This is a genomic window from Bradyrhizobium sp. 6(2017), assembly GCF_011058295.2.
GTDB lineage: Bacteria > Pseudomonadota > Alphaproteobacteria > Rhizobiales > Xanthobacteraceae > Bradyrhizobium > Bradyrhizobium septentrionale.
The window spans coordinates 6,673,060-6,686,731 of sequence record NZ_CP049289.2 but is presented as its reverse complement, the minus strand read 5'-3'; the positions used below and the strand labels follow the sequence as shown (position 1 = coordinate 6,686,731).

13 protein-coding genes are annotated in these 13,672 nt (G+C 64.3%); 5 read left to right on the top strand and 8 right to left on the bottom strand.

Features of this window, described 5'->3' with window-relative positions:
* Positions 1–65 precede the first annotated feature (65 nt).
* Positions 66–1,217 carry an AGE family epimerase/isomerase gene (locus G6P99_RS31645; RefSeq protein WP_165124600.1) on the top strand — a complete coding sequence of 384 codons (1,152 nt, stop codon included), beginning with the start codon at positions 66–68 and terminating at the stop codon, positions 1,215–1,217.
* A 74-nt stretch (positions 1,218–1,291) separates the two neighbouring features.
* Here G6P99_RS31645 and G6P99_RS31640 read toward each other — a convergent pair whose 3' ends face one another.
* The 7 genes from G6P99_RS31640 to G6P99_RS31610 form a co-directional block, all read right to left on the bottom strand.
* Positions 1,292–2,131, bottom strand: a complete 840-nt coding sequence (locus G6P99_RS31640; RefSeq protein ID WP_029084718.1) for an ABC transporter ATP-binding protein — start codon at positions 2,129–2,131, stop codon at positions 1,292–1,294.
* A gap of 139 nt (positions 2,132–2,270) precedes the next feature.
* Positions 2,271–3,554 carry an ABC transporter substrate-binding protein gene (locus tag G6P99_RS31635; RefSeq protein ID WP_029084717.1) on the bottom strand — a complete coding sequence of 428 codons (1,284 nt, stop codon included), beginning with the start codon at positions 3,552–3,554 and terminating at the stop codon, positions 2,271–2,273.
* A gap of 59 nt (positions 3,555–3,613) precedes the next feature.
* Positions 3,614–4,687, bottom strand: coding sequence for a branched-chain amino acid ABC transporter permease (locus G6P99_RS31630; RefSeq protein ID WP_029084716.1), 1,074 nt, complete (start codon positions 4,685–4,687; stop codon positions 3,614–3,616).
* Positions 4,688–4,690: 3 nt separating this feature from the next.
* Positions 4,691–5,584, bottom strand: a complete 894-nt coding sequence (locus tag G6P99_RS31625; protein ID WP_029084715.1) for a branched-chain amino acid ABC transporter permease — start codon at positions 5,582–5,584, stop codon at positions 4,691–4,693.
* Positions 5,581–5,724 (bottom strand): hypothetical protein, encoded by a 144-nt coding sequence (locus tag G6P99_RS31620; RefSeq protein WP_165124597.1) that lies wholly within the window; start codon positions 5,722–5,724, stop codon positions 5,581–5,583. The genes G6P99_RS31625 and G6P99_RS31620 overlap by 4 nt, the downstream gene beginning before the upstream one ends.
* On the bottom strand, positions 5,721–7,649 hold the full coding sequence (locus G6P99_RS31615; protein ID WP_029084714.1) for a long-chain fatty acid--CoA ligase: 1,929 nt from the start codon (positions 7,647–7,649) through the stop codon (positions 5,721–5,723). The genes G6P99_RS31620 and G6P99_RS31615 overlap by 4 nt, the downstream gene beginning before the upstream one ends.
* Entirely contained in the window at positions 7,646–8,467 is an 822-nt protein-coding gene (locus tag G6P99_RS31610) for an ABC transporter ATP-binding protein (RefSeq protein WP_029084713.1), read from the bottom strand. Before G6P99_RS31610 ends, G6P99_RS31615 begins: the two co-directional genes overlap by 4 nt.
* A gap of 411 nt (positions 8,468–8,878) precedes the next feature.
* Here G6P99_RS31610 and G6P99_RS31605 point away from each other — a divergent pair, with 411 nt between their 5' ends.
* From G6P99_RS31605 to G6P99_RS31590, 4 genes are all read left to right on the top strand, one after another.
* Positions 8,879–9,553 carry a Crp/Fnr family transcriptional regulator gene (locus tag G6P99_RS31605; protein WP_165124594.1) on the top strand — a complete coding sequence of 225 codons (675 nt, stop codon included), beginning with the start codon at positions 8,879–8,881 and terminating at the stop codon, positions 9,551–9,553.
* Between the two features lie 140 nt (positions 9,554–9,693).
* On the top strand, positions 9,694–10,776 hold the full coding sequence (gene gmd, locus G6P99_RS31600; protein ID WP_165124591.1) for a GDP-mannose 4,6-dehydratase: 1,083 nt from the start codon (positions 9,694–9,696) through the stop codon (positions 10,774–10,776).
* A complete protein-coding gene (gene fcl, locus G6P99_RS31595; RefSeq protein WP_305852406.1) occupies positions 10,760–11,701 on the top strand; it encodes a GDP-L-fucose synthase in 942 nt (313 codons plus the stop codon). The genes gmd and fcl overlap by 17 nt, the downstream gene beginning before the upstream one ends.
* Before the next feature lie 115 nt (positions 11,702–11,816).
* Complete coding sequence (locus G6P99_RS31590) at positions 11,817–12,794, top strand: Bug family tripartite tricarboxylate transporter substrate binding protein (protein WP_029085286.1); 978 nt, start codon at positions 11,817–11,819, stop codon at positions 12,792–12,794.
* Here G6P99_RS31590 and G6P99_RS31585 read toward each other — a convergent pair.
* Complete coding sequence (locus tag G6P99_RS31585; RefSeq protein ID WP_165124588.1) at positions 12,791–13,636, bottom strand: uroporphyrinogen-III synthase; 846 nt, start codon at positions 13,634–13,636, stop codon at positions 12,791–12,793. The genes G6P99_RS31590 and G6P99_RS31585 overlap by 4 nt on opposite strands.
* Between the last annotated feature and the right edge of the window lie 36 nt (positions 13,637–13,672).

Below are 13,672 nucleotides of genomic sequence, written 5' to 3'. Positions count from 1 at the left end.
ACGTGCCGGCTGGCGCGTGCTATCAGACGGTGACCGCTGACATTGGGACGGTTCCAGGGAGCACGATGGCTGAGGCAGAGAGCGTTGCGGCGGACGGGGCCGCCGACGTCGTCGCGAGATTGAAGCGCCGCATCATCGACCACGCTTTGCCGCTGTGGTCGACGGTCGGCTGGGACAGCAGAACCGGCGGCTTTGTCGACCGATTGCATCAGGATGGGACTGCCGATCACGCCGCGCCGCGCCGCCTGCTTGTGCAGGCGCGCCAGATCTATTGCTACGCCAAGGCGGCCCAGATGGGCTGGTATCCGGAAGGCCGCGCGATCGCGCTGAAGGGGCTGGACTACCTGCTGGCCAAGGCCAAGGCGCCGGACGGCCGGCCGGGCTTCGTCTACAGCCTCACGCCCGATGGCGGCGTGCATGAGCCGCTGCGCGACACCTATGGCCACGCCTTCGTGCTGCTGGCGCTCGCGACCGTCTACGGCCTCGACCAGGATGCCCAGATCCGCGCCGAGATCGACGCGCTGCTGTCGTTCCTCGACACCCAGTTGCGCTCGCCCCATGGCGGTTTCCAGGAAGGCTTGCCGCCCTCGATGCCGCGCCGGCAGAATCCGCAGATGCACCTGTTCGAGGCGATGATCGCGTGCTTCGACGCGACGCACGATCTGTCGTTCCAGAACCGCGCCGGCGAGTTCTTCGCGCTGTTCCTCGCCAACCTGTACGACAAGCAGACGCGCACCCTCGGCGAATATTTCGAGGAGGACTGGTCGAAGATCCCGCCGGTCAGTGTCGAGCCCGGGCACCTCGCGGAATGGGTCTGGTTGCTGAAGGGATTTGAACGCATCACGGGCTGCCCGACCGGGCGTCCGCGCGGCGAACTGCTGGCCTCGGCGCTGCGTTATCGCGACGCCGCCACCGGCTGCCTGATCGATGAGGGCGACGCCGAGGGCAACATCCGCCGCCACACCAGGCGGCTGTGGCCGCAGAGTGAACTGGCGAAGGCCTGGATCGCGCAGGCCGAGTCGGGCGAAGCCGGCGCGGCGGACGAGGCGCGCGCGGCGCTGGTGCTGCTCGAACGGCACTATCTCAGCCATCCCGTGGCCGGCGGCTGGTACGACCAGTTCGACCGCGACGGACATTCGCTGATTGCCACGATCCCGGGGTCGTCGTTCTACCATGTGCTCTGCGCCGTCACCGAAGCGGAACAGGTGCTCGGCTAGAACGCCTTTGCTGGTCTGATGCGTTTTCTGCACGCGAACCGGTCCTCAACTCCGCTAGAAAACGGGCCACGGCCTTATAGCCAGCGCTTGCGCCGCTTGAAGCTCTTCAGGTTCTTGAAGCTCTTGCGTTGGTCGCCGGCGCCGCCGAGGTAGAATTCCTTGACGTCCTCGTTGTCGCGCAGCTCGTCGGCGGAGCCGTCGAGCACCACCTTGCCCTGTTCCATGATGTAGCCGTGGCTCGCGACCGAAAGCGCGGCGCGCGCGTTCTGCTCGACCAAGAGGATCGTGACGCCGAGATCGCGGTTGATCTCCTTGATGATCGCGAACACTTCCTTGACGAGCAGCGGTGATAGCCCCATCGACGGCTCGTCCATCAGGATCATCTTCGGACGCGCCATCAGCGCGCGGCCGATCGCGAGCATCTGCTGCTCGCCGCCGGAGAGATAGCCAGCGAGGCCGGTGCGCTCTTTCAGACGCGGGAAATATTTGAACACCATGTCGATGTCGGCAGAGACCTCGCCGTCGCGGCGGGTGAAGGCGCCGAGCCGCAGATTCTCCAGCGACGTCATGTCGGCGACGATGCGGCGGCCCTCCATCACCTGGAAGATGCCACGGCGGACGATCTTGTCCGGATCGATGCCGTTGATGCGCTGGCCCTCGAACAGGATCTCGCCGCGGGTGACCTCGCCGTCCTCGGTCTTGAGCAGGCCGGAGATCGCCTTCAGCGTGGTTGACTTGCCGGCGCCGTTGGCGCCGAGCAGCGCCACGATCGCGCCCTTCGGCACCTCGAGGCTGAGGCCGCGCAGCACCAGGATGACGTCGTCATAGACGACCTCGATGTTATTGACGCTGAGCAGCGGCGGCGGCGGCACTGCCGTCGGCCCGGGGCGGGTAGCTTCGAGGGTTTCGTTCATGGTCTCGATCACTCTCCACGTCGTCACCCGCGAAGGCGGGTGACCCAGTATTCCAGAGGCGCCGGCGATCAAAACGTGAGAGCGCGGCGTACTGGATCCCCCGCTTTTGCGGGGGATGACGACTTCCTGAGTTACGACCTCACCAGCCAAACCATTCCGGCTTGCGCGGCAGTTCGACGGTCTTCACCTTTTCGAGCTTGATCGTGCCCTTGCCCATCAGGTCGTTGATGTCGCCATCGGTCGCGCCCGACACCTTCGAGCGATACAGATCGACCTTCGTCGTCGGGCGGTGATCCTTCTCGGTCCAGGTCGACGGGTTGCAGACGCCCTCCATGCCTGCCGGCACCCAGTCCTTTTTCTGGTAGAAGCCCTTGGCGACGTTCTCGCCGGTGGCACCGCCATTCTTGGCGGCCCAGTCGAGCGCTTCCTTCAGATAGAGCGCGCTGCACACCGCCGCGATGTAGTGCACGGGCCGATAGACCTTGCCTGATGGATCCGACATCTTGGAGATCTCCATCACCGTCTTCATGCCGGGCGCGTTGCCGCCCCAGCTCACCGCGGTGCGGAGCGGGAAGATGACACCGTCGGCGGCATCGCCGGCGGTCTTGGCGGCGTTCTCGTCCATGCCCCAGACATTGCCCATGAACTGGACGTCGACACCGGCGGTCTTGCAGGCCTTCAGCACGGAGATGTTGGAGGCAGCCGTGTTGCCGAGATAGGCGTAGTTGGCGCCGGAGCTCTTCAGGCTCAGGCACTGTGCCGAGTAGTCGCCGGGCGACAGCGCAAACACCAGCGGCGGCAAGACCTCGAAGCCGAGCTCGGTGGCGAGCGCCTCGCCGGCCGCCTTCGGCGCGTTCGGATAGGGATGGTTGGCGCCCATATGAACGAACTTCGGCTTGCCGGACTTGCCCTTGGCTTTCCAGTCTTCAGCGGCCCAGGTCAGCATCGCGCGCATCGAGTCCGAATAGCTCGGACCGTAGAAGAAATTGTACGGTGCGGGCTTGGCCTTGCCGCTGGTGCCTTCCGGATCGGTCAGTGCGGCCGCGTAGGAGCCTGAGATGTCGGGGATCTTGTCCTGCGCGAGAAAGCCGGTCAGCGCCTCGGTATCCGCGGTGCCCCAGCCCATGATCGCGGCGACCTTGCCGTCGGGCGCCGACCACTTCTTGTACAGCGCGATGGCGCGCGGCACCTGGTAGCCATAGTCGTTGCTGTCGACATTGAGCTGCTTGCCGCCGACGCCGCCGTTCTTGTTGACCCAGGCGAAGGTATCCGCGACGCCCTGGCCATAGGGCGTGCCGACGTCCGAGGTGCCGCCGGAGAGGTCCTGCAGATGGCCGATGGCGATCTGGGCCTGCGCGGTGGCGGCAGCGCTGCTGATCAGCAGCGCAAGGGAGACCGAGCTCAAAAGGGATCTAATCGTCATTTTGGTTTCCTCCTGCTTATTCGTTGAACCGAATTTTGAGTTGCGTTCCGTGCCTTGCGTCAGTGCGAGAACGGGTAAAGCTTCCAGTAGGCCTTGATCTGCCGCCAGCGATGCGCGAGCCCGTCCGGCTCGAACATCAAAAAGCCGATGATGATCAGGCCGATCGCGATCTCGCGCAGGAAGGTGATGTTGTTGTTGAGCTGCAGCGCCTTGTCGATGGCGCCGCCCTTCAGCCACGCGCTCAGCCATTCCATCGATTCCGGCAGCAGCACCACGAAGGCTGTGCCCATCAGCGTGCCCATCACCGAGCCGGTGCCGCCGATGATGACCATGGCGAGGAACAGCACCGAGCGCTCGATGCCAAAGCCTTCCTGGGAGACCACCAGCTGATAATGCGCGTAGAGCGCGCCGGCGATTCCGGCAAAAAAGGCGGCAAGTCCGAACGACAGCGTCCGGTACTTGGTCAGGTTGATGCCCATGATCTCGGCGGAGAGATAATGGTCGCGGATCGCGACCAGCGCGCGGCCGTCGCGGGTGCGCATCAGATTGGTGACCAGCAGATAGCTAATCACCATGTAGGCGAGCACGACGTAGAAATACTGCCGGTCGCCGCGCAGGGTGTAGCCGAAGATCGAGAACGGGTTGGCGCTTGCCGGCACCGAGCCGCCGGAGAACCAGTCGGCCCGCGAGAAGAAATCGAGCAGGATGTACTGCGCGGCGAGCGTCGCGATGACGAGATAGAGGCCCTTGAGCCGCGCCGCTGGTACGCCGAAGATCAGGCCGACCAGCGCCGTGACCACGCCGGCGAGGGGGATGGCGAAGAACACCGGGATCGGCAGATTGTTGGAGATGTAGGCCGAGGTGAAGGCGCCGAACAGGAAGAACGCGGCGTGGCCGATCGAGATCTGGCCGGTGAAGCCGACCAGGACGTTGAGGCCGAGGGCTGCGATCGCGAAGATGCCGATCTGGATCGAGACGCTGAGCCAGTAATTGGTCAGCACCATCGGTGCAAGGCAGGCGAGCAGGATGCCGGCGATCGCGAAGTTGCGGCTGGTTGCGGTCGGGAAGATCGTGGTGTCAGCCGCGTAGCTGGTGCGGAAATCGCCCGACGGAATGAGGGTGCTTGTTGCCATGGATCAGACCCGTTCGATGTCCTTGGTGCCGAACAGCCCGTAGGGCTTGATCATCAGGATGATGATCAGGACGTAGAACGGCGCGATTTCGTAGAGATTGCCCCAGTGCAGATACTCGCTGTCGACATACTGGGCGACGTTTTCCAGGAGCCCAATGATGATGCCGCCGAGCACGGCGCCGCCGACCGAGTCGAGCCCGCCCAGGATCGCGGCGGGAAACACCTTGATGCCGTAAGCGGAGAGGCCGGACGACACGCCGTTGACCACGGCGACGACGACGCCTGCGACCGCCGAGACCGTGGCCGAGATCGCCCACGCCATTGCGAACACACTTTTCACGGAAATGCCGAGCGACTGCGCGACCTGCTGGTTGAAGGCGGTGGCGCGCATCGCAAGCCCGTATTTGGAGGCGCGGAAGAACCAGGCCATGCCGACCATCATGGCGAGCGAGACCACCAGGCTCATGAGATAGACGGTCTGGATCTGCAGCCCGAACAGGCTGACCGACTGGCTCTGGAACACCCGCGGGAACGGCTGCGGGTTGACGCCGAAGATCCACTTCAGCGCGGCCTGGAACACGGTCGACAGGCCGATCGTCACCATGATCACGGAGATGATCGGTTCGCCGATCATCGGCCGCAGGATCACGACCTGGATCGCGATGCCGAAGATGAACATGAACACCAGCGTGATCGGCATGCCGATCCAGAACGGCACCTGGTACTTGGTCAGCAGCGCCCAGCACACCCAGGCGCCGACCAGCAGCAATTCGCCTTGCGCGAAGTTGACGACCTGGGTCGCCTTGTAGATCAGCACGAACGACATCGCGACCACGCCATAGAGCGTGCCGACCACAAGGCCGTTGACGATCAGCTGGATCAGGAACTGGGTGTTCATGGGGTATCGCTCAGTTTGACATTGGTCGTCGCCGGGCTTGAGCCGGCGATCCATCGCGAAAGAGGACCCTTGCAAAGGGGATGGATGCGCGGGTCAAGCCCGCGCATGACGACCGAATATTCGACCGTCAAAGCCGTCATTCCGCGGCCTCCGCGGTCACGGCGCGGCCGAGATCGACGACCTCGAGCGTGGTGCGCACGCGCTGCGTCGTGCCGTCCTGGAAGCGGATCACGGTATCGACCGGGATTTTGGCCGTGCCGCGGTAGATCGCATCGATGATGCCGGCGTATTTCTCGTTGATGACGCCGCGGCGGACTTTTCGGGTGCGGGTCAGCTCGCCGTCGTCGGCGTCGAGCTCCTTGTAGAGCAAGAGGAAGCGCGAGATGCGTTGGGCCGGCGGCAGAGTGGCGTTGACTGTCTCGACCTCTTTCTTCAGCAGCGCATAGACCTCCGGACGCGAGGACAGGTCGGTATAGGTCGTGAACGAGAGCCGGTTTTTCTCCGCCCATTTCGAGATGATCGAATAGCGGATGCAGATCATCGCGGCTAGTGCGTCGCGGCCGGCGCCGAGCACGACGGCCTCGGCGACATAGGGCGAGAATTTCAGCTTGTTCTCGATATATTGCGGCGAGAAGCGCTCGCCGCGCGAGGTCTCGGCGAGATCTTTGATGCGGTCGATTACGACGAGCTGCCGGTTGTCGTTGTAGTAGCCGGCATCGCCCGAATGCATCCAGCCGTCCTTGATGTCGGCGACCGATGCTTCCGGGTTTTTGTAGTAGCCGAGGAACATGTTGGGGTGGCGCACCACGATCTCGCCGACGCCGTTGACGTCGGCATTGTCGACCCGGATCTCGATGCTGTCGGCCATCGGAATGCCGGTGGTGTCGGGATCGACCTTGCCTTCGGGATGCAGCGTGTAGGCACCGAGCAGCTCGGTCTGGCCGTAGAGCGTGCGCAGCGGCACGCCCATCGCCTGGAAGAACTTGAAAGTATCCGGTCCGAGCGCGGCGCCACCGGTTGCCGCTGAGCGCAGCCGCGTGAAGCCGAGTCGGTCGCGTAGCGCGCGGAACAGGATCTGGTCGGCGAGCACCGAATGCTTGCCCTCGGCGAGCGCGGCAAGCCCGGTCTTCATGCCGAGATCGTAGAGCCGCTGCTTGAACGGCGAGGCGTCCATCACCCCGGCGCGGACGTCGGCCGCGATCGATTCCCATACCCGCGGCGCGAACAGCACGAAGGTCGGCGCGATCTCGCGGAAGTCGTTCATCATGGTGTCGGGCTCTTCGACGAAGTTGACCTTCATCCGGCAGAGCAGCCCTTTGCCGAGCACGTACACCTGCTCCATGATCCAGGGCAGCGGCAGCACCGAGACATACTCGTCGTCCGGCCCCTTCGGGTCGAAGGAGAGATAGGTCGCGCAATGCCGCAGCACGCGGCCCGCCGCAAGCATGGCGAGCTTCGGGTTCGCCGTCGTGCCTGAGGTCGTGCAGAGGATCGCAACGTCCTCGCCTTTGGTTTCGTCGACCAGCCGATCGTACAAAGCGGGCTCACGTGCCGCGCGGTCGCGGCCGAGCGCAACCAGCTTGCTCGCCTCCATCAGCCGCGGATCGTCGTATTTCCGCATGCCGCGCGGGTCGGAATAGACGATGTGCTTGAGGTGAGGCGCGCGGCCGGCAAGGCCGAGCAGCTTGTCGACCTGCTCCTCGTCCTCGGCGAACACCAGCTTGGCTTCGCCATAGCTCAGCAGATAGGCAGCTTCCTCGTCGAGCACGTCGCGATAGAGGCCGAGGCTCATCGCGCCGATGGCGTGGCTGGCGATCTCGGCGGCGACCCAGTCCGGCCGGTTGTCGCCGATGATGCCGATCACGTCGCCGCGGCCGAGCCCGAGCTCGACCATGCCGAGCGCGAAATCATGGGTGCGCGTCTGGTAATCGTTCCAGGTGAATTCGCGCCATAGCCCAAGATCCTTCTCGCGCAGCGCGATCTCGTTGCCGTGCTCTTTTGCGTTCAGGCGCAGCAGCTTTGGATACGTGTCGGCCTGCGCGGCGCGACCGGCGTAGTCCATCATGCCGCGCTCTCCCGCACCGCCGGCTTGTCGTCGGGATCGACCAGCGCCTCGTCCTCTTCGCCGAGATAGGCGCGCTTGACATGGGGATCGGCGAGCACGGCGGCCGGATCGCCCTCGGCGATCTTGCGGCCGAAATCCAGCACCATGACGCGGTGGGAGATGTCCATCACGACGCCCATGTCGTGCTCGATCATCATCACGGTCATGCCGAACTCTTCGTTGAGATCGACAATGTAGCGCGCCATGTCCTCTTTCTCTTCGAAGTTCATGCCGGCCATCGGCTCGTCGAGCAGGATCAGTTGCGGCTCCAGCGCCATCGCGCGGGCGAGCTCGACGCGCTTGCGCAGGCCGTAGGGCAGGGTGCCGGCGGTCGCCTTGCGCACCGATTGCAGGTCGAGGAAGTCGATGATCTCCTCGACCTTGCGGCGATGCTCCAGCTCCTCGCGGCGCGCGCCGGTCAGCCAGTACAGCGATCCCGTGATGAAGTTGTTCTTCAAGAGGTGATGGCGGCCGACCATGATGTTGTCGAGCACGCTCATGTGGTGGAACAGCGCGAGGTTCTGGAAGGTCCGGCCGATGCCGAGGCGGGGCCGCGCGTTCGGGGTGAGGCCGGTGATGTCTTGGCCGCGATAGAACAGCTGGCCTTCGGTCGGCCGGTAGCGGCCGGAGATGCAGTTGACGATCGAGGTCTTGCCGGCGCCGTTCGGGCCGATAATTGAGAACAGTTCGCCCTCGTTGACGCCGAAGCTGACTTCGGTCAGCGCGCGGACGCCGCCAAAGCGCAATGAGACTCCGCGCACCTCGAGACTGTAAGCCACCCTGTTCCCTCCAGATACAGGCGCTTTGGCGCGCTCTTTATCTTCGTTTCGATCTTTGCCTCAATCTTGGCTTCGATCCTATATGGGCCGCCGAAGGGAGACCATCCGACTAATGATGCCGGCGTTCGGGAGCATCGCTCGCCCCGATCGCCTGCGTCATGCGCGGTAACGCCGCACCCGCCTGCAAGCCCGGTCTCGCGTCATCCGCCGTCAGCGACCCACCAAGGTGCTGCGCGGCGTTACGCGAGGTGGCCCTGAATACGAGAAAGCGATAGGTTGAATTGTCATGTGCCCGACATTTGGTCAGGAATTTTCGCTGGCATTCCAGGCGTCGGGCTGCTGGCTTCGCACACGGTGTTGCTGCAGTGCAATATCGTGTCAGTATCTTTGGGGTGGGATGCCGTCGCTAGAATGATTGCTGCTGATTACTTGAGGCGCATCGCGGCCTGGTCGCGCGAACTGAGCGAGCAAGAAATCGAGATCGCGCGCGCCGGCATTTCCGAGAAGTCCTACCGTGCCAACGAATTCATCTTCATGCGCGGCGACAATTTCCAGTACTGGACCGGCATCGTCAGCGGGCTCGCGCGCATGGGCATCGTGTCGCGCGGCGGCAAGGCGGCGAGTTTCGCGGGCCTCACCGCCGGCGCGTGGTTCGGCGAGGGGACCGTGCTGAAGAACGAGCCGCGGCGCTACGACGTGGTCGCGTTGCGCGACACGCGGCTGGCGATGATGGATCGCCGGACCTTCGTCTGGCTGTTCGAGAACAGCGTCGGGTTCAACCGTTTCCTGGTGGGATCGCTCAACGAACGGCTCGGCCAGTTCATCGCGCTGCTCGAATACGGCCGCACGCTGGATGCGACGGCGCGGCTGGCGCGCTCGATCGCCTCGCTGTTCAATCCGATCCTCTACCCCGATCTCACCCTGCACCTGGAGATCACCCAGGAGGAGATCGGGGCGCTGTCGGGAATCTCCCGGCAGAATGCCAACCAGTGCCTGAAGCGGCTCGAACGCGAGGGGCTGCTGCGGCTCGAATATGGCGGGGTGACTATCATCAACCTCGACCGCTTGCGCCGCTACGGCGAGTGACGGGGCAGGGTAGTGTTGAGCCACTTTCTGAGGTTCTAAAGTCCTGATTTCACACGATTAAGCCATTAGACTTGGCGAAGGCCGGATGCTACAGACCGGCCTCGTCGGGATCGCGCGGTCTCGCGCTCTCTGGAGATGACATGGCGGCTCAGGATTCAAAGCGGCGCGTGGCGCTGATCACCGGCGTGACCGGGCAGGACGGCGCGTATCTCGCCGAATATCTGCTTGGCCTCGGCTACACCGTGCACGGGATCAAGCGCCGCTCATCCTCGTTCAACACCGCGCGGGTCGACCATCTCTACCAGGACCCGCATGCCGGGAACGTGCCGTTCCTGATGCACTACGGCGACATGACGGATTCGACCAATCTGATCCGGCTGATGCAGCAGATCCGGCCGACCGAGATCTACAACCTCGCCGCCCAGAGCCACGTCCAGGTCAGCTTCGAGAGCCCGGAATATACAGCGAACGCGGACGCCATCGGCGTGCTGCGCCTTCTGGAGGCGATCCGCATCCTTGGCATGGAAAAGGAGACGCGGTTCTATCAGGCCTCGACTTCGGAGCTCTACGGGCTCGTGCAGGAGGTGCCGCAGAAGGAGACCACGCCATTCTATCCCCGCTCGCCCTATGGCGTCGCCAAGCTCTACGGCTACTGGATCACGGTGAACTACCGTGAGGCCTATGGCATGTTCGCCAGCAACGGCATCCTGTTCAACCATGAGAGCCCGATCCGCGGCGAGACCTTCGTGACGCGCAAGATCACGCGCGCCGTCGCCCGCATCGAGGTCGGCCTCGAGAGCAAGCTCTATCTCGGCAATCTCGATGCCAAGCGTGACTGGGGCCATGCCCGCGACTATGTCGAAGGCATGCACAAAATCCTGCAAGCCGACGAGCCTGATGATTTCGTGCTCGCGACCGGCGAGACGCGCTCGGTCCGCGAGTTCGTCGAGCTGGCGTTTGCGGAGGTCGGCCGCAGCATCGAATGGCGCGGCAAGGGCGTCGACGAGGTCGGCGTCGACAAGGCGTCGGGCAAGACCCTGGTGCAGATTGATCCGACCTATTTCCGCCCGACCGAGGTCGATCTCCTGATCGGCGATGCCAGCAAGGCACGCGCCAAGCTCGGCTGGGCGCCGAAGACGCCATTCGCGCAGCTGGTGAAGGAAATGGTCGCCAGCGATCTCGCTGAGGCCAGGCAGGACGCGGGCAATGGCAAGCACGTTTGAACTGAAGGGCAAGACGGTTTTCGTCGCCGGCCATCGCGGCATGGTCGGCTCGGCGCTGATGCGCCGGCTGACGCGCGAACAGGCCGATCTGCTGACGGTGTCGCGCAGCGAGGTCGATTTGCGCGACCAGACCGCGGTGAACGCCTGGTTTGCCGCGAAGCGGCCGCAGGCCGTGTTCCTCGCCGCCGCCAAGGTCGGCGGCATCGTCGCCAACAACACGCTGCGGGCCGAATTCCTCTACGACAATCTCGCGATCTCGACCAATGTGCTCCAGGCCGCCCATGCCAATGGATGCGAGAAGCTGATGTTCTTCGGCTCGTCCTGCATCTATCCGCGCCTGGCGCCGCAGCCGCTGCGCGAGGATTCGATGCTGACCGGCCCGCTGGAGCCGACCAACGAGCCCTATGCCATCGCCAAGATCGCCGGCATCAAGATGGCCGAGGCCTATCGCAGCCAGTATGGCGCCGATTTCATCAGCGTAATGCCGACCAATCTCTACGGTCCCGGCGACAATTATCATCCCGAATACAGCCACGTCGTCGCCGCGCTGATCCGCCGCTTCCACGAGGCCAAGGTCTCCGGGGCCGCCAATGTCGTGGTGTGGGGCACCGGCACGCCGCGCCGCGAATTCCTCTATGTCGACGATCTCGCCGACGCCTGCATCCATCTGATGAAGACCTATTCGTCGCCGGACCTGGTCAATATCGGCACCGGCGAGGACATCACCATCGCCGAATTCGCCCGCGTGGTCGCCGCCGCCGTCGGCTATCGCGGCGAGATCAGCTTCGACACCTCGCGCCCGGACGGCACGCCGCGCAAGCTGCTCGACGTCAGCCGTCTGGCCAGGCTCGGCTGGCGCGCCACCACCTCGCTCGAGGATGGCATCAAGCTCGCCTATCAGGCCTATCTGAACGAGACGAAGTGACGCGGTGATCCTCCCGCCCTCCGACTGAGAATATCTGTCGGCTTGGCGACGCCGCGCGATAGGATGCGCGTACCCGAGCGGCCGCAAGAGCCGCCAGTGCGTCGGTGGAGGCATCATGAAAATTCTGCGCCGCCAATTCCTGCACCTTGCAGCCGGTACGGCTGCGCTTCCGCTCACATTTGGAAGCGCGCGTGCCGAGACTTATCCGGCGCGGCCGGTTCGCCTCGTGATCGGCTACACCCCCGGCGGTTCGGCAGACCTCACGGCGCGCCTGATGGGGCAGTGGCTGTCGGAAAAGCTCGGGCAATCCTTCATTATCGAGAACCGGCCGGGCGGCGGCACCAACATCGCCACGGAGGCGGCGCTGCGCGCGGCGCCCGACGGCTACACGCTGCTGCTGGTCGCGCCGGCAAATGCGATCAACGCGACGCTCTACGAAAAACTGCCCTTCGATTTCATGCGCGAGATGGAGCCGATCGCGGGCATCATTCGCTTTCCCAACGTTGTGGTGGTGCACCCGTCGTTGCCGATCAAGTCGATTCCCGAATTGATCGCCTATGCAAAGGCCAATCCCGGCAAGCTCAACATGGCTTCGTCAGGCAACGGTTCGACGATCCACATGTCGGGCGAACTGTTCAAGATGCTCACCGGCATCAAGATGCAGCACGTGCCCTACCGGGGCGGCGCGCCGGCGATCACCGACATGCTCTCCGGCGTGATGCAGGTGATGTTCGACAATCTTCCGACCTGTGCCGAGCACGTCAAATCCGGCAAGCTGCGCGGACTTGCCGTCACCAGCACGACCCGTTCGGACGTGCTTCCGGATCTGCCGCCGGTCGCCGATTTCCTGCCGGGCTACGAGGCGAGCGCCTGGTACGGCCTCGCAGCGCCGAAGAACACGCCGCCCGAAATCGTCGACAAGCTCAACAAGGCCGTCAATGAAATCCTCGCCGATCCCAAGGCGAAGGCGCGGTTCACCGAACTCGGCGCGATGCTGCTGCCGGGCTCGGCTGCCGACTTCGGCAGACTGGTGGCGGACGAGACCGAGAAGTGGGGCAAGGTGGTCAAGTTCGCTGGCGCCAAGGTGGATTAACTTCGCGCCGCCGCGCGCGGCGGATTTTTTGAAAGCGCTGCCGCCATCGCCGCTATCAACGGCCGCATGAAGAAGGCGTCTTCGGCCGGGTAGATGTCGGTGCGCAGGCCTTGGGACTTGAGTTCATCCGATACCGCCGGTCCGACCGAAGCGATCGGCGTACGCGCGAGCCCCTCGCGTAACCTGTCCTCGCAACCGCGCGCCCGTGCCACCTCGACGAGGCGGCGGACCTGGCCGAGATTGGTCAGCGCGATCCCATCGATGCGGCCCTGAGCCATCTCCTCGATCGCGGTGACGATGTTGGTGTCGGCGGCTTGCGCATCATAGACATAGGGCAGCACCGTATCGACCTCGGCGCCACATGCCTTGATCGCGCCGATCAAGGTGGCGTGGTCCTTGTCCGGATAAAGCTGCAGGCCGAGCCGATGGCCGCTCAGGTCGAGCTTCGACAGCATCTCAGCGACGCCTTCCGAGGTCGGCTTCTCCGTCGTCATTTGCGGCTCCAGGGCGATCTCGCGCAGCGCGCGGCCGGGCTTGGGGCCGCGGGCGAATTTGCGCGTCTTGCCGAGGCTGGTGACAAACTCCGCCTCGACCCCGATCCGGCGCACGACCTTCATCAGGCGGCGCAGCCCTTCACCGGTCATCAGCACGAGGTCGTCGAGCGGCCGTTCGATGGCGCGGCGAATCCAGGCCTCGATCGGCGCCGGGTCAGGCGCATCGTGGATGGTGAACATCGGGCATTGCAGCACGTCGGCGCCCTGTTCGGCGAGCAGGCGGGAAAACTGCGCCTCCTCGCGGGTCTCGAGGATCAGGATGCGGTAGCCGTTCAGCCGGTCAGCCATGATGGTCCCTAACAAACATTGTCGTCATTTGTTCGA